Origin of the sequence: Micromonospora ferruginea, assembly GCF_013694245.2 — a bacterium.
Lineage (GTDB): Bacteria > Actinomycetota > Actinomycetes > Mycobacteriales > Micromonosporaceae > Micromonospora > Micromonospora robiginosa.
The window spans coordinates 3,223,580-3,249,828 of record NZ_CP059322.2 but is presented as its reverse complement, the minus strand read 5'-3'; the positions used below and the strand labels follow the sequence as shown (position 1 = coordinate 3,249,828).

General features: G+C 75.4%; 28 protein-coding genes. 14 read left to right on the top strand and 14 right to left on the bottom strand.

Annotated elements, in window-relative coordinates:
• Positions 1-33: 33 nt before the first annotated feature.
• Positions 34-534, top strand: a complete 501-nt coding sequence (locus H1D33_RS13905; RefSeq protein WP_181567672.1) for a metallophosphoesterase family protein — start codon at positions 34-36, stop codon at positions 532-534.
• A gap of 10 nt (positions 535-544) precedes the next feature.
• Here the strand turns inward: H1D33_RS13905 and H1D33_RS13900 are convergent, their stop codons facing one another.
• The gene (locus H1D33_RS13900; RefSeq protein ID WP_181567673.1) at positions 545-766 is read right to left on the bottom strand and encodes a DUF3072 domain-containing protein; all 222 of its coding nucleotides are present in this window, start codon (positions 764-766) and stop codon (positions 545-547) included.
• A gap of 80 nt (positions 767-846) precedes the next feature.
• On the opposite strand from H1D33_RS13900, the gene H1D33_RS13895 reads away from it, so the two are divergent.
• Entirely contained in the window at positions 847-1,806 is a 960-nt protein-coding gene (locus tag H1D33_RS13895) for an NAD(P)/FAD-dependent oxidoreductase (RefSeq protein ID WP_181567674.1), read from the top strand.
• Positions 1,807-1,821: 15 nt separating this feature from the next.
• Here the strand turns inward: H1D33_RS13895 and H1D33_RS13890 are convergent, their stop codons facing one another.
• The 3 genes from H1D33_RS13890 to H1D33_RS13880 all read right to left on the bottom strand — a co-directional run bounded on the left by H1D33_RS13890 (position 1,822) and on the right by H1D33_RS13880 (position 6,011).
• Entirely contained in the window at positions 1,822-3,108 is a 1,287-nt protein-coding gene (locus H1D33_RS13890) for a cation:proton antiporter (RefSeq protein ID WP_181567675.1), read from the bottom strand.
• A gap of 100 nt (positions 3,109-3,208) precedes the next feature.
• The gene (locus H1D33_RS13885; protein WP_181567676.1) at positions 3,209-3,886 is read right to left on the bottom strand and encodes an HAD family hydrolase; all 678 of its coding nucleotides are present in this window, start codon (positions 3,884-3,886) and stop codon (positions 3,209-3,211) included.
• A gap of 40 nt (positions 3,887-3,926) precedes the next feature.
• Complete coding sequence (locus tag H1D33_RS13880; protein WP_181567677.1) at positions 3,927-6,011, bottom strand: SpoIIE family protein phosphatase; 2,085 nt, start codon at positions 6,009-6,011, stop codon at positions 3,927-3,929.
• 199 nt (positions 6,012-6,210) lie between these two features.
• Here H1D33_RS13880 and H1D33_RS13875 point away from each other — a divergent pair, with 199 nt between their 5' ends.
• On the top strand, positions 6,211-7,071 hold the full coding sequence (locus H1D33_RS13875) for a mechanosensitive ion channel family protein (RefSeq protein WP_181567678.1): 861 nt from the start codon (positions 6,211-6,213) through the stop codon (positions 7,069-7,071).
• A 58-nt stretch (positions 7,072-7,129) separates the two neighbouring features.
• Here H1D33_RS13875 and H1D33_RS13870 read toward each other — a convergent pair whose 3' ends face one another.
• On the bottom strand, positions 7,130-7,489 hold the full coding sequence (locus tag H1D33_RS13870) for a DUF6401 family natural product biosynthesis protein (RefSeq protein WP_181567679.1): 360 nt from the start codon (positions 7,487-7,489) through the stop codon (positions 7,130-7,132).
• A gap of 164 nt (positions 7,490-7,653) precedes the next feature.
• On the opposite strand from H1D33_RS13870, the gene H1D33_RS13865 reads away from it, so the two are divergent.
• Positions 7,654-8,100, top strand: coding sequence for a hypothetical protein (locus tag H1D33_RS13865; protein WP_181567680.1), 447 nt, complete (start codon positions 7,654-7,656; stop codon positions 8,098-8,100).
• Here the strand turns inward: H1D33_RS13865 and H1D33_RS13860 are convergent, their stop codons facing one another.
• The 5 genes from H1D33_RS13860 to H1D33_RS13840 form a co-directional block, all read right to left on the bottom strand.
• The gene (locus H1D33_RS13860; RefSeq protein WP_181567681.1) at positions 8,101-8,313 is read right to left on the bottom strand and encodes a hypothetical protein; all 213 of its coding nucleotides are present in this window, start codon (positions 8,311-8,313) and stop codon (positions 8,101-8,103) included.
• Between the two features lie 161 nt (positions 8,314-8,474).
• Positions 8,475-8,738 carry a hypothetical protein gene (locus tag H1D33_RS13855; protein ID WP_181567682.1) on the bottom strand — a complete coding sequence of 88 codons (264 nt, stop codon included), beginning with the start codon at positions 8,736-8,738 and terminating at the stop codon, positions 8,475-8,477.
• 85 nt (positions 8,739-8,823) lie between these two features.
• Positions 8,824-9,285, bottom strand: coding sequence for an SRPBCC family protein (locus H1D33_RS13850; protein ID WP_181567683.1), 462 nt, complete (start codon positions 9,283-9,285; stop codon positions 8,824-8,826).
• A gap of 37 nt (positions 9,286-9,322) precedes the next feature.
• A complete protein-coding gene (locus H1D33_RS13845) occupies positions 9,323-9,739 on the bottom strand; it encodes a DUF2795 domain-containing protein (RefSeq protein ID WP_181567684.1) in 417 nt (138 codons plus the stop codon).
• Between the two features lie 38 nt (positions 9,740-9,777).
• On the bottom strand, positions 9,778-10,755 hold the full coding sequence (locus H1D33_RS13840) for a YihY/virulence factor BrkB family protein (RefSeq protein WP_181567685.1): 978 nt from the start codon (positions 10,753-10,755) through the stop codon (positions 9,778-9,780).
• Positions 10,756-10,899: 144 nt separating this feature from the next.
• Between H1D33_RS13840 and H1D33_RS13835 the strand changes: the two genes are divergently transcribed.
• Positions 10,900-11,304, top strand: coding sequence for a ChaB family protein (locus tag H1D33_RS13835; RefSeq protein ID WP_181567686.1), 405 nt, complete (start codon positions 10,900-10,902; stop codon positions 11,302-11,304).
• Between the two features lie 57 nt (positions 11,305-11,361).
• Here H1D33_RS13835 and H1D33_RS13830 read toward each other — a convergent pair whose 3' ends face one another.
• Positions 11,362-12,798 (bottom strand): aldehyde dehydrogenase family protein, encoded by a 1,437-nt coding sequence (locus tag H1D33_RS13830; protein WP_181567687.1) that lies wholly within the window; start codon positions 12,796-12,798, stop codon positions 11,362-11,364.
• Between the two features lie 70 nt (positions 12,799-12,868).
• Between H1D33_RS13830 and H1D33_RS13825 the strand changes: the two genes are divergently transcribed.
• Positions 12,869-14,461: a phytoene desaturase family protein gene (locus H1D33_RS13825; protein ID WP_181567688.1), complete on the top strand. Its 1,593-nt coding sequence runs from the start codon at positions 12,869-12,871 to the stop codon at positions 14,459-14,461.
• Between the two features lie 476 nt (positions 14,462-14,937).
• On the opposite strand, the gene H1D33_RS13820 is transcribed toward H1D33_RS13825, so the two are convergent.
• Positions 14,938-15,705, bottom strand: a complete 768-nt coding sequence (locus H1D33_RS13820) for a polyprenol monophosphomannose synthase (RefSeq protein ID WP_181567689.1) — start codon at positions 15,703-15,705, stop codon at positions 14,938-14,940.
• 91 nt (positions 15,706-15,796) lie between these two features.
• Positions 15,797-16,243 carry an SRPBCC family protein gene (locus H1D33_RS13815; RefSeq protein WP_181567690.1) on the bottom strand — a complete coding sequence of 149 codons (447 nt, stop codon included), beginning with the start codon at positions 16,241-16,243 and terminating at the stop codon, positions 15,797-15,799.
• A gap of 114 nt (positions 16,244-16,357) precedes the next feature.
• Here H1D33_RS13815 and H1D33_RS13810 point away from each other — a divergent pair, with 114 nt between their 5' ends.
• Genes H1D33_RS13810 through H1D33_RS13775 form a run of 8 tightly spaced genes read left to right on the top strand, consistent with a single transcriptional unit; the run spans position 16,358 to position 24,968 of the window.
• Positions 16,358-17,995 carry an HAD-IIIA family hydrolase gene (locus tag H1D33_RS13810; RefSeq protein WP_181567691.1) on the top strand — a complete coding sequence of 546 codons (1,638 nt, stop codon included), beginning with the start codon at positions 16,358-16,360 and terminating at the stop codon, positions 17,993-17,995.
• Complete coding sequence (locus H1D33_RS13805; protein WP_181567692.1) at positions 17,992-18,966, top strand: glycosyltransferase; 975 nt, start codon at positions 17,992-17,994, stop codon at positions 18,964-18,966. The genes H1D33_RS13810 and H1D33_RS13805 overlap by 4 nt, the downstream gene beginning before the upstream one ends.
• Positions 18,951-20,168: a glycosyltransferase gene (locus tag H1D33_RS13800; RefSeq protein WP_181567693.1), complete on the top strand. Its 1,218-nt coding sequence runs from the start codon at positions 18,951-18,953 to the stop codon at positions 20,166-20,168. The genes H1D33_RS13805 and H1D33_RS13800 overlap by 16 nt, the downstream gene beginning before the upstream one ends.
• Positions 20,168-20,842, top strand: coding sequence for a D-sedoheptulose-7-phosphate isomerase (locus H1D33_RS13795; protein ID WP_181567694.1), 675 nt, complete (start codon positions 20,168-20,170; stop codon positions 20,840-20,842). Before H1D33_RS13800 ends, H1D33_RS13795 begins: the two co-directional genes overlap by 1 nt.
• A 26-nt stretch (positions 20,843-20,868) precedes the next feature.
• Positions 20,869-22,335, top strand: a complete 1,467-nt coding sequence (locus H1D33_RS13790) for a PfkB family carbohydrate kinase (protein ID WP_414685541.1) — start codon at positions 20,869-20,871, stop codon at positions 22,333-22,335.
• 2 nt (positions 22,336-22,337) lie between these two features.
• Entirely contained in the window at positions 22,338-23,039 is a 702-nt protein-coding gene (locus H1D33_RS13785) for an SDR family oxidoreductase (protein ID WP_181567696.1), read from the top strand.
• A complete protein-coding gene (locus H1D33_RS13780; protein WP_181567697.1) occupies positions 23,036-23,995 on the top strand; it encodes a glycosyltransferase family 9 protein in 960 nt (319 codons plus the stop codon). The genes H1D33_RS13785 and H1D33_RS13780 overlap by 4 nt, the downstream gene beginning before the upstream one ends.
• Positions 23,979-24,968, top strand: a complete 990-nt coding sequence (locus H1D33_RS13775) for a DNA topoisomerase IB (protein ID WP_181567698.1) — start codon at positions 23,979-23,981, stop codon at positions 24,966-24,968. The genes H1D33_RS13780 and H1D33_RS13775 overlap by 17 nt, the downstream gene beginning before the upstream one ends.
• 170 nt (positions 24,969-25,138) lie before the next feature.
• Here H1D33_RS13775 and H1D33_RS13770 read toward each other — a convergent pair whose 3' ends face one another.
• Positions 25,139-26,164 carry an AraC-like ligand-binding domain-containing protein gene (locus H1D33_RS13770; protein WP_246411387.1) on the bottom strand — a complete coding sequence of 342 codons (1,026 nt, stop codon included), beginning with the start codon at positions 26,162-26,164 and terminating at the stop codon, positions 25,139-25,141.
• Between the last annotated feature and the right edge of the window lie 85 nt (positions 26,165-26,249).

Genomic DNA, 26,249 nt, shown 5'->3' with positions numbered 1-26,249 from the left:
GCACCGCCGCGCCGGGTGCGGGAGGATGGCGCGGTGGAACTGGTCATCATGGCGGACACGCACGTGCCCAAGCGGGCGCGGGACCTGCCGGCCCCGCTGTGGGCGGCGGTGGAGGCCGCCGACGTGGTGCTGCACGCCGGTGACTGGGTGGACGTGGCGCTGCTCGACGCGCTCCAGGCGCGGTCGCGCCGGCTGGTCGGGGTGTACGGCAACAACGACGGGCCGGCCCTGCGCGCCCGGCTGCCCGAGGTGGCCCGGGTCGAACTGGCCGGGCTGCGGGTCGCGGTGGTGCACGAGACCGGTCCGAAGACCCGCCGCGAGGAACGCTGCGCCGCCGCGTACGGCGACTGCGACCTGCTGGTCTTCGGGCACTCGCACATCCCGTGGGACAGCGTGGCGCCCGGCGGCCCGCGGCTGTTGAACCCCGGCTCGCCCACCGACCGGCGCGCCCAGCCGCACGCGACCTACCTGACCGCGCGGGTGGCGGCGGGGCGGCTCGACCGGGTCGAGCTGCACCGCCTGCCCCCGCGCTGACCGAGGTGGCTCAGCGCCCCCGGCCGGTCTCCGCCTGGAGTTCGTCGATCCGCCGGGACGCCTCGGCCTTGGTCAACCCGTCCGGCACCGGCTCGCCCGCCTCCTGGGCCAGCGTGTGCAGGTAGGACTCCTGGGCCGCGGTCGGCGGCTCGTCGCCGGTCACCCAGTCGTCCGGGTCCTTGACGGCGGCGTCCGGGTTCACGGTGCGGTTGTCGTTGGCGCGGTCGGCCATGCTGATCACCTCTCCTCGTACAGGTGTGCCATTACCCCCGCGCCCGCGAGTTCATACCGGCCCGCGCCTACGATCGACCGATGACAGCGGACCGGGCGGGTGTGGTGGTGGTCGGCGCGGGCATCGCCGGGGTGGCGTGCGCGACCGAGCTGGTCCGGGCCGGCATCCCGGTCGAGGTGCGCGAGCGCGCCCGGGTGACCGGCGGGCGGATGGCCAGCAAGCGCTTCGACGGCCGCCCCGCCGACCTGGGCGCCGCCTACTTCACCGTGGACGACCCGGACTTCGCCGCCGTGGTGGACGGCTGGCGGGCCGCCGGGTTGGCGAGGGAGTGGACCGACACGCTCGTCGCGTACGGGCCGCGGGGCCGGGAGGAGGTGGCCGGGCCGGTGCGCTGGGCCGCCCCGCGCGGGCTGCGCTCGCTCGTCGAGCACCTGGCCACCGGCCTGGCGGTGACGCACGACCGGCTGGTCATGACCGTCGAGCCGGGGCCGACCGTGGACGGGCGGGCCGCCGAGGCGGTGGTGCTCGCCATGCCCGGCCCGCAGGCCGCCCTGCTGCTGGACCCGGCGCTGGCCGAGGCCACCCGCGCGGTCGCGGCGCAACGCTGGGCCTCCACGCTGGCCGCGGTGCTGCACTTCCCGTCGCGCCGCTGGCCCGACTTCAGGGGCGCGTTCGTCAACGACCACCCGGTGCTGAGCCTGGTCTGCGACGACGGCGACCGCCGGGGCGACGGCGCACCGGTGCTGGTCGCGCACACCACCCCGGAGTTCGCCGCCGGGCACCTGCTGCAACCCACCGCCGCCCGGCCGGAGATCGAGCAGGCCGTCCGGGACCTGCTCGGCCTGGGCGAGCCGCCCGCGTCGACCCACGTGCACCGCTGGACGTACGCCCGGCCGGCGGCGGTCGGCGAGGCCGGCACGTACCACCTGGACGGCGACGGGATCGGCCTGGCCGGCGACGCGTTCGGCCGTCCCCGGGTGCAGAGCGCCTGGCGCTCCGGCCGGGACCTGGGCCGCGCCCTGGCCGACCGCCTCGGCTGAGCCCGGTCAGCCCGGTCAGCCCGCCGGCACGGGCTGCTCGGCCCGGCCCACCTCGGAGCTGTCCCGGGTGCGTTCGCCGGCCCGGTCCAGCACCTGCATGATCGGGGTCGCGGCGATCCCGTGCGCCACCACCGAGACCACCACCACCAGGCCGACGGTGGCCCACAGCAGCTCCGCCTGCGGGAAGTCGGTCTTGCTGGTGGCGTACGCCAGGTAGTAGAACGAGCCGACGCCGCGGATGCCGAACACCGAGATCACCCAGTGCTCGGCCGCCCGGCCCGGCGCGCCGCGCAGCGACAGCCAGCCGAGCAAGGGGCGGATCACCAGCACCAGGGCCAGGCCGACCAGCGCCGCCGGCCAGGTCAGCGGCGCGAGCAGCCCGCCGATCACCGCGCCACCGAACAGCAGCAGCAACAGCACCGTGAGCAGGCGCTCCACCTGCTCGGCGAAGTCGTGCAGGACGGAGTGGAACTCGTGGGTCCGCTCGGCGGCCCGGATCGCCCGGGCGGCCACGAAGACGGCCAGGAAGCCGTACCCGCCGGCCACCTCGACCAGCCCGTACGCGAGGAACGTCGCGGCCAGCGCCAGGAAGCCCTCGGAGTGCTTGGCCAGCCGCAGCGCGCTCGGGGCCCGGAAGAACAGCTTGCCCAGCAGCCAACCGACGAGCAGCCCGCCGCCGACGCCGACGGCGAGCTTGTACACCACGTCCACGGCCAGCCACTCGGCCAGCCAGTCGGCCGGGGCGAGACTGGTGCTGGCGATCGCGATGGCGGCGTAGACGAACGGGAAGGCCAGCCCGTCGTTCAGGCCGGCCTCCGAGGTGAGCGCGAAGCGGACCTCGTCCTCCGAGTCCTCGGCGTCGGTCGGTTCGCCCACCTGGACGTCCGAGGCGAGCACCGGGTCGGTCGGGGCGAGCGCGGCGCCGAGCAGCAGCGCCGCCGCCGGCACCAGACCGGCCCACCACCAGCCGAGCAGCGCCACCGCGGCGATGCACAGCGGCATGGCGATGGCCAGCAGCCGCCAGGTGGAGGACCAGCGGGTCCAGCTCAACGGCCGGTCGATCTTCAGGCCGGCGCCCATCAGGGCGACGATCACCCCCAGCTCGGTGAGGTGGGTGGTCAGCTCCGGGGAGCGCAGCGGATCCGGCGTCGGCAGGCCGGTCGGCAGCGCGAAGACCAGCATGCCGAGACCGAGGAACGCGATCGGCATGGACAACGGCCGCTTCTCCAGCACCCGGGGCAGGATCCCCGCCAGCAGCGCACCGACGCCCAGCAGAGCGAACGCGACATCGACCGGTTCCACGACCCCACCCTTCCGCCGCCCGGCGGCCGGGCAGTGGTGCTCGCAGTGCCCCGAACCGGTACCGGCTAAGCCTTTCGACGCAACGCGATCGACCGGCGGCTCAGCCGAGCGAACCGATCGCGCTCGCGGGCAGCGCGTCCAGCAGCTCGGCCGGGTCCTCGTACACCGCCACCGCGCCCGCGCCGGCCAGCTCCGCCCGGCCGGTGCCGCCACAGGTCAGGCCGATGCAGGGGATGTCCAGCTTGCCGGCGGCGGCCACGTCCCACACCGAGTCGCCGACGAAGACCACCCGCCCGGCGGCGAGCCCCGACTGGTCCAGCGCGGCGGCCAGGATGTCCGGCGCGGGCTTGCTCTCCTTCGCGTCGGCGGACGAGGTGACGGTGTCGATCACGTCGTCCGCGTCGAGCACGGCCCGCAGCGCGGCGACCTCGTGCTCGGCCGCCGAGGTCGCCAGCACCACCCGCAGGCCCCGGTCCGCGCAGGCGTACAGCAGCTCCCGCGCCCGGGGCAGCGGCGCCAGCCGCTCCCAGTACTCCGCGTAGAGCGCGTCGTGCGCGTCGCGCAGGCGCCCGTCGGCGTCGGTGTCCCGCTCGGCGCCCAGCAGGTGGTCGAGGAGCTTGTCCGAGCCCATGCCGATGGCCCGGTGGATCCGCGCCATCGGCACCCGGTGGTCGGCCTGGCGCAGCGCCTCCCACCAGCTCACCGTGTGCAGGTAGGTGGAGTCGACCAGGGTGCCGTCCACGTCGAAGAGGACACCGTGTCGCATGTCGTCGGCCATGGTCGCCTCCTACCCCGGCGGGACGCCGCCGACTCGCGGCTCACCCGGCCGGAATGAGGATCTCGAACCAGACCGTCGAGCCGCGTACCGTCGGATCGGTGCCCCAGGCGTCGCTCAGCTCCTCGATCAGGCCGAGCCCGCGCCCCCGGCTGCTCAGCGTGTCGGTCTGCGCCCGGGTGACCTGACCCCGGGTGCCGGAGTCGGCGACCGAGACGAGCAGCCGCTCGGCGCTCAGGTCCACCTCCACCCGGGCGGCGGTGCCGGCGTGCAGCAGCGCGTTGGTGGTCAGCTCGCTGGTGCAGAGCACCGCCGCGCCGACCACCGCCTCGGGCACCTGCCACTCGGTGAGCTGGGCGGTCATCCAGTGCCGGACCCGGCTCGGCGCGGTCGGTTCGGCCGGCACCTCCATCCCGGCCGACCGGCTGGGCCGCACCGCGTACTCCACCGCCAGCACGGCCACGTCGTCCTCGGTGGCGCCCGGCACGGCGGCGGTCGCCACCGCGCACAGCGCCCGGGGATCGCCGCCGCTCGCGGCGCTCACCGCCGCGCCCAGCCCGGCCAGCCCGGCGGCCAGGTCCTGCCAGCGTCGCTCCACCACCCCGTCGCTGTAGAGCAGCAGCGTGTCGCCGGGGCGGAACGGCACGGTGACCGTGCGCTGCCGGCCGCCGAGGCCGAGCGGCGGGCCGGGCGGCACGTCGACGAACTCCGCGGCCGGGCCGTCGCCGCCCCGGGCGCGCCGGACCAGCGGCGCGGGATGGCCGGCGCTGGCCAGCGTGAGCCGTTCCCGGTCGACGTCGACCACGCCGAACGCCACGGTGACGAACAGCTCGTGCGTGCCGCCCTCGGTGCCGAGGCTGGCCACCAGCCGGTCCAGGCCGGCGAGCACCGCGTCCGGCCGGGGGTCGGACAGCGCGAGCGCGCGCAGCGCGGCGCGGACCTGGCCCATCCGCGCGGCGGCCTGCACGTCGTGGCCGGCCACGTCGCCGAGCACCACCCCGAGCGCGCCGGTGGGCAGCAGGAACGCGTCGTAGAAGTCGCCGCCGGCGGCGTTGCCGTCGACGCCCGGGTCGTAGCGGGCGGCGATGCGCAGCCGCGGCAGGTCAGGCAACTGCTCCGGCAGCATGCTGCGTTGCAGCAACTGGGCGGTGCCGTGCTGGGTCTCGAACCGGCGGGCCCGCTCGGCGGCCTGGCCGATCAGCTCGGCTGACGCGGCGAGCAACGCCCGCTCCGCCGGGGACCAGGGCCGGGGCGCCTGGTAGCCGACCGTCAACGCGCCCCGGACCACGGTCGAGCGCAGCGGCAGCGCGGCCAGGGCCCGGATCTTCTCGTCGTGCCGGTCGGCCGCGACGTCGCGCAGCGGCTGTCCGTCCGCGGTGAACGAGGGCACGCCGCTGCGCGCGGCCACCGCGGCGGGCAGCGGCGAGTCGGCGGGCATCCGGCGCCACAGCGGGGGCAGGCGCTCGTCGGCCTCGTCGAGCAGCTCGCCGCGGATCCGGCGCACCAACCGCCAGGTGGACCCCTCGTCCACCGCGAAGGAGACCCGGTCGGCGTCGAACGAGTGCAGGCAGTAGCGCAGCGTCACCCGGGCCACGTCGTCGAAGGTGAGGGTGCCGGAGAGCGCCGCGGCGAAGTCGCTCAGGCTCTGCAACTGCCGGGTGAGCTGGGTGGTCTGCGCGGAGACGGTGAGCACGCCGACGATGCGGCCGGCGGAGTCGCGGACCGGGGAGTGGCCGCGGGTGAACACCGCCGGCTCGGCCTGCCGGTCGGCCGGCAGCACCGCCTCCCGCTCCAGGAAGGGCTCGCCCCGCCGGTACACCCGCTCCAGCGCCTCGCCCGCGCCAGCCTCCCGCCACACCTCGGCGAACACCTCCGCCGCCGGGCGGCCCAGCGCGTCCGGGTGCCGGTCGCCGATCAGCTCGGCGTAGCCGTCGTTGTAGAGCAGCACCAGGTCGTCGCCGAGGAGCAGGGCCATCGGTACGGGAGAGGACAGCACCACGTCCGCCACGGCGCGGACCGCGGGATCCCAACTCTGCGGGGCGCCCAGCGGCGTACCGGCCCACGGGTGGGCGGTCGCTCCCGGAGTGGGGGCGGACGGCGTGGGAATCCGACCGACGGTGCCTGGCATGACCGCAGCCTAACCGGAGCGTGGCCGGCGGGTTCCGATCATGCGTCCGCCAGCGGTGCCGAGCCCCGGTGGCCGGGACATCAGGGCAGGTCAGGGCCGGTTCGACGGGTCATGTCGGGAAATTGCCCCGGTCCGGTCCGCGTGCTGCCGAGAGCACCGGGTATGCGGGCGGCGCAGTTCACGCGACAGGAGGGACATCATGCCGAAAACCCTCGCGGTCGGGCAGGTCGACATCAGTGCGGCCTGGACCGACTTCTGGAGGTCGGTGCTGCTCTTCGTACCGAGGGCGATCGCGTTCATCGCGATCCTCGTGGTGGGTTGGCTCATCGCCCGAGCCGTGCTCAAAATCGTGGACGCGGCACTGGAACGGGTCGGGTTCGACCGCGCCGTGGAACGCGGCGGGATCAAACGCGCCCTCGAACGCACCAAGTACGACGCCAGCGACATCCTGGCCAGACTGGCCTACTACGCGGTCCTGTTGTTCACCCTGCAGTTCGCCTTCGGGGTGTGGGGGCCCAACGCGATCAGCGACCTGATCCGCGGGGTGGTGTCCTGGCTGCCACGGGCCTTCGTGGCGATCGTCATCGTGGTGATCGCGGCCGCCATCGCCAACGCCGTGCGGGACCTGGTCTCCGGTGCGCTGGGCGGGCTCTCGTACGGCCGGGTGCTGGCCGACGTGACGGCGGTCTTCATCCTGGCGCTCGGTGTCATCGCCGCGCTGAACCAGGTGGGCATCGCCACCACGGTGACCACGCCGGTGCTGATCGCGTTCCTCGCCACGGTGGCGGGAATCCTGATCGTCGGTGTCGGCGGTGGCCTGATCAAGCCGATGCAGAACCGCTGGGACGGCTGGCTGGAACGGGCCGCGGAGGAGTCCCGGGCGTTCCGGCAGCAGCGGCAGGCCCAGCAGGTCGGTCGCAGCGACTACGACCGGCGGATGGCCGACCGGGGCGGACAGCCCGCGCCCGCGACGCCGCAGTCGTCGATGTCCGGGGCGGGCACCTACCGCTCGGGCCAGGCCGGCGACGAGACGCAGCAGTTCCGCCGGCCCAACGGCTGACGGTGAACGACGGTGACGGGGTGTCCGCGGGGCGATCGCGGGCACCCCGCGCCGCGTCTCAGGCCAGGTGGCGTGGGTCGAGCGCGCGGGCCAGCAGGCAGACCGCGAGCAGCCGGGTGAGCAGCCAGTCCGGCGCCGACCAGTCGACCGCGCCGACGGGGGGAGCCCAGCCGTGCTCGGAGGCGGCGTCGCGCAGCCCCTCCGCGTATCCGGCGAGGGCCGCCACGGTCAGCGGGCGACGGTCGCCGTGCAGGCTGTCGCGTACGCCGGCGGCGTGCTGGTCGACGGCGGCGAGCAGCCCCGGGTTCGTCGCCGCGGCGGCGAGGCCGGCCGTGCCGACGGCGGCGGTGAGCGTGGTGAGGGTCGACCGCGCGGCCAACGCCGCGGAGCGGGTCGCGATCCGGTTGGGTACGCGCATGGTGACCGAGGCTAGCCCCGGGCCGGCCGGGGTGGCCTCGGCCGACCGGACGATGCCCGGATCGTCCGGCTGTGCCGGCGGCGTCGGTGGCCGGGATTGAGCCGCCCGTGGCGGGGCAGAAGGAATCCGCGCAGACGACGCAGGCGAGCCCGCGGAGGCACACCATGGCACAGCAGGTCGACGGACCGGACCGGGCGCACCGGCGGCCGGACGGGGTGAGTGACGCCACGGTCGAGGCGCTGGGCAAGCTCGGCGAGGCCCTGGAGTGCGTGGAGCGGGCCCGCGGCCACCTCTACGAGCTGCACCAGCTCATCGGCCACGCCGACCTGACGCTGGACGAGGCGATGGAGCTGTTCCGGACCGCCGGCCACCCGGAGACCGCCGAGCGGATCGACCGCGACCTGCGGGGTCGCAACGTCATCGCCGGGCGGTGGACCTTCCAGCTCGTCGAGGAGTTCGACGACGGCTACTACGCGCTCTTCCGGGAGGTGGACCGGCGGGCCCGCGACGAGTTGGCCGGGGGCCGCCGGCACCTCTACGAGGCGGAGATGAAGGAGCGACGCCGCAGTCGGGGCCGCCCGGGGCACGAGGCGCGCCCCGCCGAGCGGTGATCAGTCGGAGGAGCGGGCCTGGGCCGGGCGCCGCCGGGCGCCGTCGTCGGCGATGATCACGGTCGCGACCATCAGCGCCACCACCACGCTGAACAACCAGGAGCTGTCGTCGCTGAACTTCGCTGCCACGGGAGCCTGGACGGCGGCGAGCACGAAGCCCAGCCAGGCGAGGCGGCGCTGACGAGTGGAGAGGAAAGAGGAACCCTGATCCATCCCGAAAGTCTTACGTGCGACCGGGGAAGTGCCGTCAGCCGTTCGGCCGATTCTGGATGGGCTGTCCGCTTTCTCGACCGGCCGTACCGTAATTTTTGTCGTTTCGGCCGATGCGGCGCTTTCCGGTTCCGGGCATGCTTCGGCACCCGGAACCGGATGTCTCAGATGGTGTCCGGACCGGTGCGGCCGGTGGTCGACGGCCGGTACGCCCGGTCCGCGTCGGTCATCTCCCGGCGCTCGGCCTCCGGTCCGGCGCCCCGGTCCACCGCCTCCGGGCCGTGGCCGAACGCGGCCTCCTCGCCGGCGTCGTTGCCGGTGGCGTCGTCGGCCTGGCCGTCCAGGGTCGAGCGGGCGATCGCCTGGTCCAGCTCGTGCAGGGGAGTGCGGTCCTCGTCGCGCCACACGTGGCTGTCGTTGTCGGTCATTCCCCTGCGGTACCCGGGCCGGATGATCGCAAACGGCCGCCGGTGATCCGGCGGCCGTCGTGCGTCGGTACGGGGGTGCGCGAACTCAAGGGGTCGGTCGGTCCACGGAACCGCGCCAGGCGCCGGTCTCCTGACCGCGCCGCTCGATGAACTGCTTGAACCGCTCCAGGTCGCCCTTGGCCCGGCGGTCGACCACGCCCAGCTTGTCGCCGGCCTGCTCGACCACGCCGTGCGGCTCGAACTCCATCTGCAGCGTGACCCGGGTGTGCCCCTCGTCGAGCCGGTGGAACGTCACCACGCCGGACTGCTGGGTGCCGCCGGTGGACTTCCAGGCCACCCGCTCGTCCGGGAGCTGCTCGGTGATCTCCGCGTCGAACTCGCGCTTCACGCCCGCGATCTCCACGGTCCAGTGCGTCATCCGGTCGGAGAGCTGCCGGACCTCCTGCACGCCCTCCATGAAGTGCGGAAACTCCTCGAACTGGGTCCACTGGTCGTACGCGGTCCGGATCGGGACGTCCACGTCCACGTGCTCCACGACGCCGCTCATGTCGGTGTTCCTCCTGTTCCGCCGGTGGCCGGTCCGCTCACCAGCGCGTCGTCTCGTTCCGGTGCCCGAGCGCGGCCCACACCTCGGAGACCGTCTGGTAACGGGTGCCGTCCGGCAGGCCCTCCAGGGCGGCGACGATGTCCGCCGGCGCCTCGTTCTCCCGCGCGTTGGCCACCAGCGCGTCCCGGTCACCGGGCAGGGCGGTCATCGTGATGAACCGGCCGAGGCGGCTGCGCGCCTCCACGTCCTCCGAACTCATCCCCTGCGGGGAGCCGGTGCGCAGGTCGCCGGCCGGCGCCGTGGTGGCCTCCGGCTGGTCCTCGCCGGCCGGCTCCGGCTGGCGGAACTCGTCGACCCGGGAGCCGCCGGCACCCGGGCCCTGGACCAGGCCGCTGACCTCGCTGCTCATCTGGTCGTCGACCCTCGGCGAGTGCTTGCTGCTGCCACGTTCCATGCCTTGGGAGATGCCCCGGGGAACCGCCGGTAAACCGGTCAGGAGTCCGCCGGGGAGCGGGGCGGCAGCACCGGCTCGTCCGGGTGCTCGACGCCGGCCTGCATCGCCCGGCCCCGCTGCAACTCCGCGTTGACCTGCACGCCGAGCATCAGCGCGCAGTTCGACAGGTAGAGCCAGACCAGGAACGCGATGACCGCGCCGAGGCTGCCGTACGTCACGTCGTACGAGGCGAAGTTGGCCACGTAGAGACCGAAGCCGAAGGACGCCACCACCCAGGCCACCAGCGCCAGCGCGCCGCCCGGGGTGAGCCAGCGGAAACGCGGCTGCCGCACGTTCGGCGCGATCCAGAACAGCAGCGACAGCAACGTCATCGCGACCAGCGCGAGCACCGGCCACTTCGCCACCGACCAGGTGGTGCGGGCCAGCCCGCCCGCGTTCAGCCGGTCGCCCACCGCGTCGGTGACCGGGCCGCTGACGATCAGCGCGGTGGCGACCACCGCGAGCAGCAGCAGGGTCACCGCGGCCATGCCGATCTGCAACGGGCGCAGGCGGTAGAACGGCCGCCCCTCCTCGACCCCGTAGATCGCGTTGGAGGCCCGGGTGAACGCGCCGATGAACCCGGAGGCCGACCAGAGCGCGCCGAGCAGACCGAAGCTCAGCAGCGCCTTCGCCGGCCCCTGCTGCTCGACCACGTTGCGCACCACGCTCACGAAGGCGTCGTTGCCGACCACCGACCCGGCGCCGATCTCCCGGGCCAGGTCGATCACCGTGTCCACCGTGCGGGGGCCGTCGGAGACCAGGCCGACCAGGGCGACCACCACGACGGTGGACGGGAAGAGCGCCAGCACCCCGTAGTAGGTGAGCGCGGCGGCCCAGTCGGCGCAGTTGTCCTTGACGAAGCCCTGACCGCTGCGCACGAGCACCCCCCGCCAGGTGCGCCAGTTGAGCTGGCGCATCCGCCGGGGGAACCGGGGCCGGGTCCGACCGTCGACCGCGGGTGGTGTCGTCGCCGTCATGACCGCCTCCTCCACGCGCCGGGTGCGCCACCGGGGCGTGGCCGGGCGGTACCCCACGGCGGAAATCGACAAACCGCGCACCGGTTTGCCCCGGGAGCGGGCGGGAACGACAACTGACACCCGATCGAGACGGAGGTGGACGAGATGCCCGGGCGCGAGGTGCTCCCCAGCACGTTGAAACGTTCCCCGGCCAAGGCGCAGCGGACCTGGGAGAAGACGCACGACTCGGCGGTCGAGACGTACGGCGAGGGCGAGCGCGCGCACCGCGCCGCCTTCGCCGCGGTCAAGCACGGCTACGAGAAGGTCGGCGACCACTGGGAGGCCAAGGGTCGCAAGGGGCCGAGCGACAGGCAGGCGGCCGGCGGCGGACCGGCGCGACGCGCGCCGACCGCGGGCGGCGTCGACGCCAACGCCACCAAGGACCACCTGATGGAGGTGGCGAAGAAGCTGGACGTGCGGGGCCGCTCCCGGATGACCAAGCCGGAGCTGGTGAAGGCGATCGAGAAGGCGAACGACAACGCCACCCGCAAGGCCCGCGGCGGTCGCTGACCCGCGACGGTACGACGACGAGCCCGGGACCGTCACGGTCCCGGGCTCGTGTGCGTCTCACCAGTGGCCGCCGCCCGGCGCCTCCAGGTGCACCGCCTTCACGGTGCGGAACTCGTCGAGCAGCTCCGGGCCGTACCCGAAGCCCTGGCCGCTGCCCCGGCGTGGCTGCGCGGCCCCGCCCGGCGCGCCGCCGAACACGGAGTTGATCTTCACGGTCCCGACCGGCAGCTCCCGCCAGGCCCGCTGGGCGTGACTCATCGAGCCGGTCAGCACGGTGGCGGCCAGGCCGTAGGGGGAGTCGGCGGCGCAGCGCAGGCCCTCGTCGAACGAGTCGACCACCACCACCGGGGCGACCGGGCCGAACGTCTCCTCGCGCACCAGCACCATCTCGTGGCGGCAGCCCTCGACCACGGTGGCCGGGTAGAACGCGCCCGGCCCGTCCGGCAGCGCGCCGCCGGCGCGTACCCGGGCGCCCTGCGCCACCGCGGCGGTGACCTGCCCGTGCACGTGGTCCCGGTGCCGCCGGTCGACCAGCGGACCGAGCTGCGTGTCCGGGTCGGCGCCGGCGCCGACGACGAGCGCCTCGGCGCGGGCCACCAGCGCGTCGACGAAGTCCCCGGCGACGTCGCGGTGCACGTAGACGCGCTCCACCGCGACGCAGATCTGCCCGGCGTTGGCGAAGCAGCCGGTCGCCGCCTGCTCGGCCGCCCAGACCGGGTCGACGCCGGCATCCACCAGCAGCGGGTCGCTGCCGCCGTTCTCCAGCAGCACCTTCGCGCCGGTGCGGGCGCCGGCGACGGCGATCGCCCGGCCGGTGGCGGTGGAACCGACGTGCGCCACCACGTCCAGCCCGTCCTGACCGGCCAGCGCCGCGCCCACCTCGCCACCGCCGGTCAGCAGCGACAGCACACCGGCCGGCAACGCCGAGTCCAGCGCCCGGGCCAGCAGCCAGCCGGTGGCCGGGGCGCGTTCGCTCGGCTTGTGCAGCACCACGTTGCCGGTCACCAGCGCCGCGCCGAGCAGGCCGCAGGAGACCGCCACCGGGTCGTTCCACGGGGTGATCGCGGCGACCACCCCGCGCGGCTCGGGCGTCATGAAGTCCAGCGCGTCGTGGCCGCCGTGCAACGTCCGGCCGCCGCGCACCGGGGCCAGTTCGGCGTACTGCCGCAGCGTGCCCACGCCCGCCGCCACGCCGCCCCGGGCGTCGTCGAGCGGCTTGCCCATCTCCGCGGTGGTCGCCCGGGCCAGCTCCTCGGCGGCGGCCTCGACCGCGTCCGCCGCCCGGTGCAGCGCCGCGGCCCGCTCCGCCGGGGCGGTCGCCGCCCATTCCGCCGCCGCCTCCCGGGCCGCCTCCACCGCCTTGGCCACCTCGTCCGCGGTGGCGACCGGCGCCCGGGTGACGGGCGTCCCGTCGGCCGGGTCGTGCACGACCAGTTCGCCGCCCTCGCCCCCGGCGCCCCACACCCCACCCATGAGCTGCGCAACCGTGTACATGCCCGTGCTTGCCCCGGTTCGAGCGAGGCAAACGCGTTTCGCCCGGTGAGCGGCCGGGTAGGCGGATCGGATGATTTCCACCGCCGACGCGGTCGTCATCGGGGCCGGGCACAACGGGCTGGTGGCGGCGAACCTGCTGGCCGACGCGGGGTGGGACGTGCTCGTGCTGGAGGCCACCGGGGCGCCGGGCGGGGCGGTGCGCTCCGCGCAGGTGACCGCGCCGGGCTACCTCAGCGACCTCTACAGCTCCTTCTATCCGCTCGGCTTCGCCTCCCCGGTGCTGAACGGCCTGCGCCTGGAACGGCACGGCCTGTCCTGGACGCACGCGTCCGACGTGCTGGCCCACCTGCTGCCGGACGGTCGCGCCGCGGTGGTCAACCGTGACCTGGACGTCACCGCCGCGTCGCTGGAGGCGTTCGCCCCGGGCGACGGGGAGCGCTGGCGGCACGCGTACGCGGACTGGATCCAGGTGGCCGAGCCGATGCTGGACGCCATCACCAGCCCGTTCCCGCCGGTCCGTGGCGGGCTGGGCCTGCTGCGGAGGCTCCGGGTGGCCGGCGCGCTGCGGCTGGCCCGCCGGCTGGTGCTTCCGGTGCGCAAGCTCGGCGCCGAACTCTTCGACGGCGAGGGCGGGCCGGCGTTGCTGGCCGGCTGCGCCCTGCACACCGACCTGTCCCCGGAGGAGGCCGGCTCCGGGGTGTACGGCTGGCTGCTCGCCATGCTCGGCCAGCAGGTCGGCTGGCCGGTGCCGGTGGGCGGCGCGCAGCGGATCACCGACGCGCTGGTGGCCCGGCTGGTCGAGCGCGGCGGCCGGATCGAGTACGAGGCCCGGGTCGAGCGGGTGCTCACCGCCCGGGGCCGCGCCATGGGCGTACGGACCGCTGACGGCACCGACTGGCGGGCCCGCCGGGCGGTGCTCGCCGACGTTCCCGCCCCGGCGCTCTACCTCGACCTGGTCGGCGCTCACGTGTTGCCGCCCCGGCTGGTCGAGGACCTGGCGCACTTCCGGTGGGACGGCTCCACGCTCAAGGTCGACTGGGCGCTGTCGGCGCCGATGCCGTGGCGCAACCGCGACCTGGCCGGCGCCGGCACCGTGCACCTCGGCGCGGACCTCGACGGCCTCACCACGTACGCGGCGGCGCTGGCCCGGGGCGAGGTGCCGCGTGACCCGTTCCTGCTGGTCGGGCAGATGACGGTGGCCGACCCGAGCCACTCGCCGCCGGGCACCGAGTCGCTCTGGTCCTACACCCACCTGCCGTTCCGCCGGCACTGGCGGGCCGAGGACGTCGCCGGGCACGTGGAGCGGATGGAGGAGGTGCTGGAGGCCGCCGCGCCGGGCTTCCGCGCGTCGGTCGTCGGGCGGCACGTGGCCGGTCCGGCCGACCTCGAGGCCGCCGAGCCGAGCCTGGTGGGCGGCGCATTGGGCGGCGGCACCGCGGCGGCCTACCAGCAGTTGTTCCTGCGGCCGATCCCCGGTCTGGGCCGTGCCGACACCCCGGTGGACCGGCTCTACCTGGCCAGCGCCTCGGCCCACCCGGGCGGTGGCGTGCACGGCGCGCCGGGCGCGAACGCCGCCCGCGCCGCGCTGGCCCGCGACCGGGCGCTCACCGGCGAGATGTACGCCCGCGCCGTCGCCGCCGCCCACCGCGCCGTCTACCCCTGACGCGCCGAGGTCTGGGCTCGGTGCCCGGCCACCTGCCCGCGCAGCACCGTCTGTCGCCGCTGTCGCCGCCGCTGGCGTGTGCCGGCCCGCCGTCGGCTTCGACGGCGGGCCGCCGCGCGGCGGACGGCGACCACGGCGGACGACCGGTGCCGGTTACCCGGCCTCCAGGGGGAAGGCGATGCGCACGGGTGCCCGGCAATCGCCGCAACCCGGTAGCTCAGGGTGACTGCCCGCCGTGCCGGAGGTAGACCTCCTCGCCGCCTTTGCTCTGCAGCCATGGACGCAGCGGTAACTCAGGGTGCCGACGGCCCGGCTGGCCGCCCGATGGCCGATTTTCGTCGTCGCAGCTCAGGTTGGTGCTGCGCCGATGGCTGCAGAGCAAAGGCGGCGGCGGGGGTGAAGCCGGGCGGAACGCAAAATCACGCTGCGTCAGAATGACGCAGCGTGATGAGTGCGACGGGTGGCCGTGGCCTGGGTCAGGAGTCGAGGTTGCGGTGCCGGGTGCGCAGCTTGAACGGCATCAGCGCACTCTCGATCTTGGTGGCGGTGGTCATCTTCGAGTCGCCGTCGCGGCGCTCCTCGAAGCGGATCGGCACCTCCAGGATGGTGTGGCCCAGCTTGGTGGCGAGGTAGTGCATCTCCACCTGGAAGCTGTAGCCGTTGGACTGCACCCGGTCCAGCCCGATGTCGCGCAGGGCGTCGGCGCGCCAGATCTTGAAGCCGGCGGTCAGGTCGCGGATCCGCACCCGCAGCAGCGTGTGCACGTAGAGGTTGGCCCAGCCGCTGAGCGCACGGCGGTAGAGCGGCCAGTTCTCGTCCAGCTCCCCGCCGGGCACGTAGCGGGAGCCGATGACCACGGACGCCTGGGTGGAGAGCAGGGCGCCGAGCATGCCGGGCAGCGCCTCCGGCGGGTGCGACAGGTCGGCGTCCATCTGGGCGACGAACTCCGCGCCGTCCTCGATCGCGCGGCCGATGCCGTCCACGTACGCCCGGCCGAGGCCCTCCTTGCCGGGGCGGTGCACCACCAGCACCCGGTCCGGGTGCTCGATGGCCAGCTTGTCGGCGACCTCGCCGGTGCCGTCGGGGGAGTTGTCGTCCGCGACGAGCACCTTCAACCCCGGCAGCGGCAGCGCGAGGAGGCGCTCGACCACCACCGGGAGGTTGCCCGCCTCGTTGTAGGTCGGAACGACGACGGTCAGGCGCGCGTCCGCCCACGGGGAGGGCAACTGCACGGGTTGGATCATCACGGACTTCCTCGGTCGGCCGACAGGTTCACCTGAGAGGGTAGCCAGTCCGCTTCGCAGGGTTCGCAGTGACGCCCCGGGAGCGGCCCACTCACCGGTCCGGCTGCTGTCGGGTCGCGATGTCCGACAGCCGGGCCAGCGTCTCCTTGTTACGCAGATGCAGCACCAGGTCGTTCAGCTTGGTGCGGACCCAGCGCAGCGGTCCGGCCGCGAAGTCCTCGCCGATGGTCACCCGGGTCCGGCCGTCCGGCAGCCGTTCCAGGACGAACGCCACGATCGCCTCGCCGGCCGGCCAGAGCCCGGCGCGCAGCACGAGTCGCTCCGGCGCCCGGCACTCCAGCACGGTGGAGGCGTCCTGGAGCGAGAGCGGCCACGGACCGGCCCGATGGTGCAGCCGGCTGCCCACCCGCGGCCAGGCGTCGTCCACGTCGCGCACGTGCGCGGTGCCCACCACCCAGTCGCTGTAGGTCCACCCGTCGGCCAGCACCTCGAAGACCCGCTCCGGGGACGCGTCGATCACTTTCTCCACAACCGCCACGAAAGTTCGGTACCCCGCCGAGGCTCCCGCTAACAACGGCCGGGTTAGCTTCTCCGGGTCGGCGGGTATCCGAAGTTGACGTTTACTCCTCGGGGGGTCGGGAACCCGCCGCCCGTGCGACGGGACCACGAGCGGGATCAGTGCAGGTCAGCCGGGGTTTACCCGGTTGGCGGCGTCCCGCGCGGCCTGTACGAGGCGGTGCTGCTCGACCGGGACGGCACGCTGGTGGAGGACGTCCCCTACAACGGCGACCCGGAGAAGGTCCGGCCGGTGCCGGGCGCCCGGGAGGCGCTGGACCGGCTGCGCGCGGCCGGGCTGCGGCTGGCCGTGGTGACCAACCAGTCCGGGCTGGCCCGCGGCTGTTTCACCGCGCACGACCTGCGCCGGGTCAACGCCCGGGTGGAGGAGCTGCTCGGACCGTTCGACAACTGGCAGATCTGCCCGCACGCGGAGCCGGACCGGTGCGCCTGCCGCAAGCCGGCCCCGGGCATGGTGCACGCCGCCGCCCGGGCGCTCGGCACCACGGCGAGCCGCTGCGTGCTGGTCGGCGACATCGGCGCCGACATGGCCGCCGCCGCGGCGGCCGGCGCCGCCGCCGTCATGGTGCCCACGCCGGCCACCCGCGACGCCGAGGTGGCCGCCGCGCCGACCGTCGCCGCCGACCTGCCCGACGCGGTCGACACCATCCTGGCCCGGATGCGGCTGGTGGAGGGGCCGCGGACCGCCCGTCGACCCGGCCGGGGCACGGTGCTCGTGGTACGCAGCGACGCGGCCGGCGACGTGCTGGTCACCGGCCCCGGGATCCGGGCCGTCGCGGCCGGCGCGGACCGGGTCGTGCTGCTCTGCGGCCCCCGCGGCCGTGCCGCCGCCGACCTGCTGCCCGGTGTCGACGAGATCATCGAATGCCCGCTGCCCTGGATCGACGCCCCCGCCCCGCCGGTCGACCCGCACGACATGCGCGCCCTCACCGAGCGGCTCGCCGCCGTGCGCGCCGACGAGGCGGTCGTCTTCACCTCGTTCCACCAGTCACCGTTGCCGCTGGCCCTGCTGCTCCGGCTCGCCGGCGTACCCCGGATCAGCGCCATCAGCGACGACTACCCCGGCGCCCTGCTCGACACCCGCCACCGCGTTCCCGTCGGCGTACCCGAACCCGAGCGCGCCCTCTCCCTCGCCGCCGCCGCCGGCTATCCGCTGCCGCCCGACGACGAGCCGGGGCTACGACTGCGCACCGACCGCCTGCCGCCGGTCCCGGCCGCCGCCGGACCGCCCGGCTACGTGGTGCTGCACCCGGGGTCCTCGGTGGAGACCCGCGCCTGCCCGGTCGAGCTGGCCACCCGGGTGGTCCGGGTGCTCTCCGCCGCCGGCCACCGGGTGGTGGTCACCGGCGGGCCGGACGAGCGCGAGCTGACCGCCCGGGTCGCCGCCGCGGGCGGCACCGACCTGGGTGGACGGACCGGGCTGGACGAGCTGGCGGCGGTGATCGCCCGGGCCGGGGCGCTGGTGGTCGGCAACACCGGCCCGGCGCACCTGGCCGCCGCGCTGGGCGTGCCGGTGGTCAGCCTGTTCGCCCCCACCGTCCCGTTCGGCCAGTGGGGGCCCTACCGGGTGCCCACGGTCCGCCTCGGCGACGCCGCCGCGCCCTGCCGGGACACCCGCGCCACCACCTGCCCGGTGCCCGGCCATCCGTGCCTGTCCGCGGTGGAACCGGGCCGGGTGCTGGAGGCGTTGCGACTGCTCGGGGTGGCCGCATGAACATCCTGCTCTGGCACGTGCACGGCTCCTGGACGACGTCCTTCGTGCACGGCAAACACCGCTACCTGGTGCCGGTCACCCCGGACCGGGGTCCGTACGGCCTGGGGCGGGCGCGCACCTACCCGTGGCCGGACAACGCCGTCGAGGTGACCCCGCAGGACCTGGCCCGCGCCGACGTCGACCTGGTGATCCTGCAACGACCCGAGGAGTTCGACCTGGCCGGCGAGTGGCTGGGCCGCCGGGTGGGCCGGGACGTGCCGGCGATCTACGTCGAGCACAACACCCCCAAGGGCGAGGTGCCGAACACCCGCCACCCGATGGCCGACCGTGACGACCTGCTCCTCACCCACGTCACGCACTTCAACGAGCTGTTCTGGGACAACGGCGGCACCCGCACCACCGTGGTGGAACACGGCGTGGTCGCCCCGGCGGTCGAGTGGACCGGCGAACTGGACCGCCTGGCCGTGGTCGTCAACGAGCCGGTACGCCGCTGGCGGGTCACCGGCACTGACCTGCTCGCCCGGTTCGCCGCGGTGGCCCCGCTGGACGTCTACGGCATGAAGGTGGCCGGGCTCGCCGCCCACCTGGGGTTGCCCGAGGAGCGGCTGACCAGCCACGACGACGTACCCCAGCACGCCATGCACGCCGAGCTGGGCAGGCGGCGCGCCTACCTGCACCTGTGCCGGTGGACGTCGCTCGGGCTCAGCCTCGTCGAGGCGATGACCATCGGCATGCCGGTCGTCGCGCTCGCCACCACCGAGGCGGTGGAGGCGGTGCCACCCGCCGCCGGCGCGCTCTCCACCCGGGTCGACGTGCTGGTCGAGGCCGCCCGGGGTCTGCTGGACGACCCGGCGGCCGCCCGCCGGGCGGGCGCCGCGGCCCGGACCGCCGCCCGCGACCGCTACGGCCTGGAGCGTTTCCTCGCCGACTGGGACCGGCTGCTGGAGGAGGAAGTATGCGCATCGCGATGATCTCGGAACACGCCAGCCCGCTCGCCGTCCTCGGCGGGGAGGACGCCGGTGGCCAGAACACGCATGTCGCCGAGCTCTCCGCCGCGCTCGCGGCCGCCGGCCACGACGTCCGGGTCTACACCCGCCTCGACGCGGTGGACCTGCCGGTGACCGTGCACACCGCCGACGGCTACCAGGTGGTGCACGTGCCCGCCGGCCCCGCCGAGCCGGTGGCCAAGGACGACCTGCTGCCGTACATGCCGGCGTTCTCCGACTGGCTGGCCGACCGGTGGCGCGCCGGTGACTGGCAGCCCGAGGTGGTGCACGCGCACTTCTGGATGAGCGGCCTGGCCGGGCTCGCCGCGGCCCGGCGCAGCGGCGTGCCGGTGGTGCAGACCTACCACGCGCTCGGCACGGTCAAGCGCCGCCACCAGGGTGCCCAGGACACCAGCCCGCCGGGCCGCATCGACCACGAGCGGGAGCTGGGCCGCTCGGTGGACCGGGTGGTCGCCCAGTGCCAGGACGAGGTCGCCGAGCTGGTCCGGCTCGGCGTGCCGCGATCCCGGATGACGGTCGTGCCGTCGGGGGTGAACCTGTCCACGTTCGGCCCGCTGGGCCCGGCCGCCGACTCCGACGGCGGCCGGGCCCGCATCCTCACCGTCGGCCGGCTGGTCGAGCGCAAGGGCTTCCAGGACGTCATCCGGGCCGTCGCCGCGGTGCCGGACGCCGAGTGCGTGGTGGTCGGCGGGCCACCGGCCGGGCTGCTGGAGACCGACCCGTACGCGCTGCGGCTGCGCGCGCTCGCGCGTTCGCTCGGCATCGCCGACCGGGTACGCCTCGTCGGCGCGGTGCCCCGCGAGGAGATGGCCCGCTGGTACCGCTCGGCGGACGTGCTGGTCGCCGCGCCGTGGTACGAGCCGTTCGGGCTCACCCCGCTGGAGGCGATGGCCTGCGGCGTCCCGGTGGTGGCGACCGCGGTCGGCGGGCTCACCGACACGGTGGTGCACGGACGCACCGGCGACCTGGTGCCGGCCCGCGAACCGGCGGCGCTCGGCGCGGCGATCCGCGGCCTGCTCGGCGACCGGATCCGCCGCTTCGCCTACGCCACCGCGGCGCTGGAGCGGGCCCGCACCCACTACTCCTGGGCCACCGCGGCGGAGCGGCTCGGCGAGCTCTACGGCGAGGTGGCCACCGTGGGCCGGCCCACCCGGGTGGTCGCCTGATGGCGGCCGCACCCCACGGCGGTCCGACGGTGCTGGCGGACCACCTGACCCGGCTGGCCGCCGCCCTGCTGCCGCTGCGCCAGGTGGAGCCCCTGCTGGCCCGCTGGGGCGGTGACCTGGCGCACCGGCTCGCCACCGGCGGGCGGCTGCTGGTGGCCGGCAACGGCGGCAGCGCCGCCGAGGCCCAGCACCTCAGCGCCGAACTCGTCGGCAAGCTCCGCGACGACCGCCAGCCGCTGTCCGCCATCGCCCTGCACGCCGACACCAGCGCGCTCACCGCCATCGGCAACGACTACGGGTACGACGACATCTTCGCCCGCCAGGTCCGCGCCCACGGTCGACCCGACGACCTCCTGCTGCTCATGTCGACCAGCGGCACCAGTCCCAACCTCCTCACCGCCGCCCACGCCGCCCACGCCACCGGCCTGCGCACCTGGGCCTTCACCGGCCCCGCCCCCAACCCCCTCGCCGACCTCTGCCACGACGCCCTCACCGTCGACTCACCCGACAGCCAGGTCGTCCAGGAACTCCACCTGGTCGCCGTGCACGTGCTCTGCGAGTACGTCGACGCGGCGCTGCCGGCGGCGCTCGCCGCCCGCGCCCCGGCCGGCGGCGTGCGGACCGGTGTCGAGGTGGTGCTCGGCGACCCGGATCCGGAGGTGCAGACCCGATGAGGAGGTCGAGCATGGCGGGACCCGTGGTGGTGCTCGGTGACACGTTGCTGGACCGGGACGTCGAGGGGCTGGTGAACCGGCTCTGCCCGGACTCCCCGGTGCCGGTGCTCGACGAGACCACATCCGTCGACCGCCCCGGTGGCGCCGGGCTGGCCGCGGTCTTCGCGGCCGCGCAGGGCGCCGAGGTCGCGCTGGTCACCGCCGTCGCCGACGACGCCGGCGGCGCGCGCCTCGGCACCCTGCTCGCCGCCGCCGGGGTGCAGTTGTACGCGCTGCCGCTGGCCGGCGCCACCCCGGAGAAGATCCGGCTGCGGGTGCGCGGGCGGGTGCTGCTGCGCCACGACCGGGGCGGCGCGACGGGCGTGCCCGGTGAGCCGAGCGAGGCGGTGCTGCGGCTGCTCGCCGGCGCGTCCGCGGTGCTGGTCAGCGACTACGGGCGGGGCGTCGCCGGCCAGGGGGCGCTGCGCGCCGCGCTGGCCGCCACCCGCGCACCGGTGGTGTGGGACCCGCACCCGCGCGGCCCGGCGGCGGTTCCCGGCGTGCACCTGGCCACCCCGAACGAGCCGGAGGCCCGTGAGCTGGCGAAGACACCGCCGGGTGGGTCCCGGCTGGCGAACGCCTCACGCAGCGCCCAGGCGTTGCGCCGGCGCTGGCAGGCCGGCGCGGTCGTGGTGACGCTGGGCGGGGACGGCGCGTTGCTCTGCCACGCCGGCTCGACCCCGCTGGTGGTGCCGGCGCCGGCCGCCGAGGGGGACACCTGCGGCGCCGGGGACCGGTTCGCCGCCGCCGCCACGCTGGCGCTGGCCCGGGGCGCGCTGGTGTCCGAGGCGGTCCAGGAGGCGGTCACCGAGGCGTCCGCGTACGTGGCCGGCGGGGGAGTGGCCACCGCGTTGCCGGCGCCGCCGGTGGCCGTCGCCCCGGCCGTGGTCACCGCCGGCGGGGACCGGATCGGCGCCCACGCCGCCGGTGAGGTGGTGGCCCGGGTACGCGCGTCCGGCGGCACCGTGGTGGCCACCGGCGGCTGCTTCGACCTGCTGCACGCCGGGCACGTGGCGACTCTCCAAGCGGCCCGCCTGCTCGGCGACTGCGTGGTCGTCTGCCTCAACTCCGACGCCTCGGTGGCCGGGCTGAAGGGGCCGGAGCGGCCGGTCGTGCCGCAGGGCGACCGGAGCCGGCTGCTCGCCGCGCTCGGCTGCGTCGACGCGGTGCTGGTCTTCGACGAGCCGACGCCGCACGCGGCGCTGTCCTGGCTGCGCCCGGACATCTGGGTCAAGGGCGGCGACTACGCCAGCGGCGGCGGCGCCCAGACGCTGCCCGAGTCGGAGATCCTGGCCCGCTGGGGTGGGCACACGGTGGTCGTGCCGTACCTGGACGGGCGGTCCACCACCGACATGATCGCGGCGGCCCGCGCCGGCTGGCGGGCCGGCACGGTGGCCCCGGCCGGAACCGTCCGGGAGCCGGTCGTCCGGTCCACGGCGAAGGGAGCACGATGAACATGAGCGCCGACGCGCCCGGCACCGGGCGCACCGTGCTGGTCACCGGCGGATCCAGCGGTCTCGGCGCGGCGGTGGTCGCCGCGGTCGCCGCCGCCGGCGGCCGTCCCCTCGTGCTGGACCGGCAGCCGCCCGCCGGCGGGGTGCCCTGGGTCGAGTGCGACCTGGCCGACACCCGCGCCGCCGAGGCCGCCACCCGGGACCTCGCGGAACGCGCCGGTGGGCTGGACGCCGTGGTCACCGCCGCCGGCATGGACGTGCCGGGCAAGCTGGCCGACGTGCCGGCGCAGACCTGGGAGCGGATCGTCACGGTGGACCTGCTCGCCACCGCGGCGGTGATCCGGGCCGCGCTGCCCTATCTGGAGGAGTCGCGGGGCACCGTGGTCACCGTCGCCTCCACGCTCGGCGTCAAGGCGGTGGGCGACGCGACCGCGTACTGCGCGGCGAAGTTCGGGGTGGTCGGCTTCACCCGGGCGCTCGCCGCCGAACTGGCCGGCGCGGTCGGGGTGACCCTGCTCGTCCCCGGTGGCATGCGGACCGCGTTCTTCGACCAGCGGGACGCGCAGTACCGGCCCGGGCCGGACGCGGTGCTCAACGAACCGGCCGACACCGCCGCCGCGGTGATGTTCGCGCTCTCCCAGCCGGCCGGTTGCGCGGTCCGCGAGATGGTGGTCTGCGCCGAGCAGGAGTCCTCGTACCCGTGATCCTGGTGTTGCGCGCGCTCGGGGTCGGCGACCTGGCCACCGTGGTCCCGGCGCTGCGCGGCCTGCGCGCCGGGCTGCCCGGGCGGGAGCTGGTGCTCGCCGCACCGGCCTGGCTGGCGCCGCTGGCGGAGCTGACCGGGGCGGTCGACCGGGTGCTGGACACCACCGGACCGGAGCGGATCGGGTGGACCGGGCCGCCGCCGGAGCTGGCGGTGAACCTGCACGGCCGGGGACCCGAGTCGCACCGGGCGCTGGCCGCCACCGGCGCGGGGCGGCTGCTGGCCTACCGCAACCCGTCGGCCGGGCACCTCGACGGGCCGGCGTGGGACGGCGACGAGCACGAGGTCCGCCGCTGGTGCCGGCTGCTGCACGCGTACGGCCTGCCGGCCGACCCGGGTGACCTGGCGCTGCGCCGGCCGGCGCCGGCCGGCGTACCGGTGGGGGCGACGGTGCTGCACGCGGGTGGCAAGGTGCCGGCGAAGCGCTGGCCGGCGGACCGTTTCGCCGCGGTGGCCCGGGCGCTGGCCGCGCGCGGGCACCGGGTGGTGTTCACCGGCTCGGCGGACGAGCGGGCGCTGGCCGCGCGGGTGGCCGCCGACGCCGGGTTGCCGCCGTCGGCGGTGCTGGCCGGTCGCACCGGCCTGGCCGAGCTGGCCGCGCTGGTCGCCGACGCGCGCGTGGTGGTCAGCGGCGACACCGGCGTGGCCCACCTTGCCACCGGTTACGGCACCGCCTCGGTGGTGCTGTTCGGGCCGGTGCCGGCGGCGCACTGGGGTCCGCCGGTCGACCGGCCCCGGCACCGGGTGCTCGGCACCAGCGAACCTGTCGGATCCGACCGTGATTCGACCGGTTCGCGCGGGGTAGGAACGCACCCGAATCTGGATGCCATCGGGATCGACGAGGTGGTGGCGGCGGTGGCCGAGGTGGAACGGGTGTCCGGTGCGGTTGCGGCGTAGTGACCCGGGCCGGCCGGGGTACGCCCGCCGGCGACGCGGCAAGGGCTGGCTCTTCCTGGACGCGCGGGGCGAGCCGGTCCGTGACCCGGACGAGCTGGCGCGCCTGCGCGAGCTGGTCGTCCCGCCCGCCTGGCGGGACGTGTGGATCTCGCCGTACCCGAACGGGCACATCCAGGCCACCGGCGTCGACGCGGCCGGGCGCAAGCAGTACGTCTACCACCCGCAGTGGCGCCGCAAGCGCGACGAGGCCAAGTTCGACCACGTGCTGGAGGTGGCGCACCGGCTGCCGGCGCTGCGCGACCGGGTGGCGCACGACCTGGCGCTGCGCGGGCTGCGCCGGGAGCGGGTGCTGGCCACCGTGGCGCGGCTGCTCGACATGGGCGCGTTCCGGGTCGGCAGCGACCAGTACGCCACCGGCGACGACCCCACCTTCGGGGTGGCCACGCTGCGCCCCGAGCACGCCCGGTCGCGCGGCGGGTGCGTGGTCTTCGATTTCCCGGCCAAGGGTGGCATCGCGCAGGTGCGCCGGATCGAGGACGCCGAGCTGTGCCAGGTGCTGGTGAACCTGCGCCGGCGGCGGCGCGCGCAGGAGCGGCTGTTCGGCTACTGGGACGGGCGGGCCTGGCGCGACGTGCGCAGCGACGAGGTGAACGACTACCTGCGCGACGCCAGCGGCGGGGAGATGACCGCGAAGGACTTCCGCACCTGGCACGCCACCGTGCTGGCGGCCGCGGAGCTGGCCTCGGTCGGCCCGCAGCGCTCCGCCACCGCCCGCCGGCGGGCCGTGGCGGCGGTGATGCGCTCGGTGGCCGAACTGCTCGGCAACACGCCCACGGTGGCCCGGACGTCCTACGTGGACCCGCGCGTGGTCGACCTCTACCACGACGGGGTGCTGGCGCCGGTGCGCCCGGAGATGCCGCGCGAGGCGGTGGAGAAGTTCGTGTTGACGCTGCTGGAGGAGGAGGCCGACTGACCCGACCGGCCCCGTCGGTCCTGGGGGGAAGCGGCGGGGCCGGAGACCGGGGTCGTGCGTCGCCGGGAGGCCACCGGGGCGGGCCACCCGCGGCTGGACAGCCGCGGGCGCCACGCCACGGCCCCCCGTTACCGGTGGGCCACCGCCGAGGTGCCGACGCCGGCCCGGGTTCAGTCTGTACGCGCCGGGTTGACTTCGGATGCCGCGCTGTTGACGATCCGTGCCCGTTCCAGGTGCCGGGTCCGGTACGCCTGCGGCGTCTCCGCCTGCGCGGCCCGGAAGGCGCGGGAGAAGTGGGCCTTGTCCCGGAAGCCCCAGCGGCCGGCGATGAGCTGGATCGGGCGGCTGACCAGGGCGGGATCGGCGAGGTCCCGACGGCACCGGGCCAGCCGCTCGTCGCGGATGTAGGCCGCGACGGTCGTCTCCTCGGCCTCGAAGAGCCGGTGCAGGGAACGCACCGAGATGTGGTGGGCGTCGGCGATCGTGCCCGGATCCAGCGTCGCGTCGCCGAGGTGCTGCCGCACGTACGCCTGCACCTGGGACAGCAGGGCGCGGCGCCGGACCTCGGTGGGGACCGCGTCCTCGGAGACCAGGTGCCGGCCGAGCAGCGTGGCGACCAGGTCGAGGGCGACGCCGCCCAGCCGTTCGGCGTCGGCCGCGTGGTACTGCTCCGGGTGGCCGGTGATCCGGATGAGGTAGTCGGCGAGCAGCGCGCCGACGCCCTCGCGGCCGGACATCCGGCTGGCGAACAGCGGGGTGAGCCGGCGGTGCGGCAGCGGCAGCGCGTCGTACGGGATGAGCGCCACGATCGACGCGGCGGACCGGTCACCGTCGATGTGGTGGATGAGTTCCTGGGGTCGGGCGCAGTCGTAGAACGTGAGGTCGCCGGGCGGGCAGACGCCCCGCTGCCCGTCCTGGTCGGCGATGCCGGTGCCGACGAGCGTCAGGGCCAGCAGGTAGCAGTCGGCCTCGGAGCGGCTGATCAGCTTGCGGTTCCGGGTGCCGTGCAGCGACGGGTATCGGTGCCGGATGAGCTGCATCGGTCCCAGTTCCAGGAACTCGGCCCGCGCCTCGAAGTTGTCGGCGTGCTCGGTACGGACCCGCATCAACGTCGGCGTCCGGGCGAGCATCTCCAGCCAGAGCCCGAAGCGTTCGGGGGCGGGTATCGCCGCGGTGTCGAAAATCTGCGGTTGCATCGGTGTGTCCATCAACGACCCCCGTGGTCACTCGACATCCCTCCACAAACACGACGCCCCACGGGGCCGAAAAGCGACCATCCGT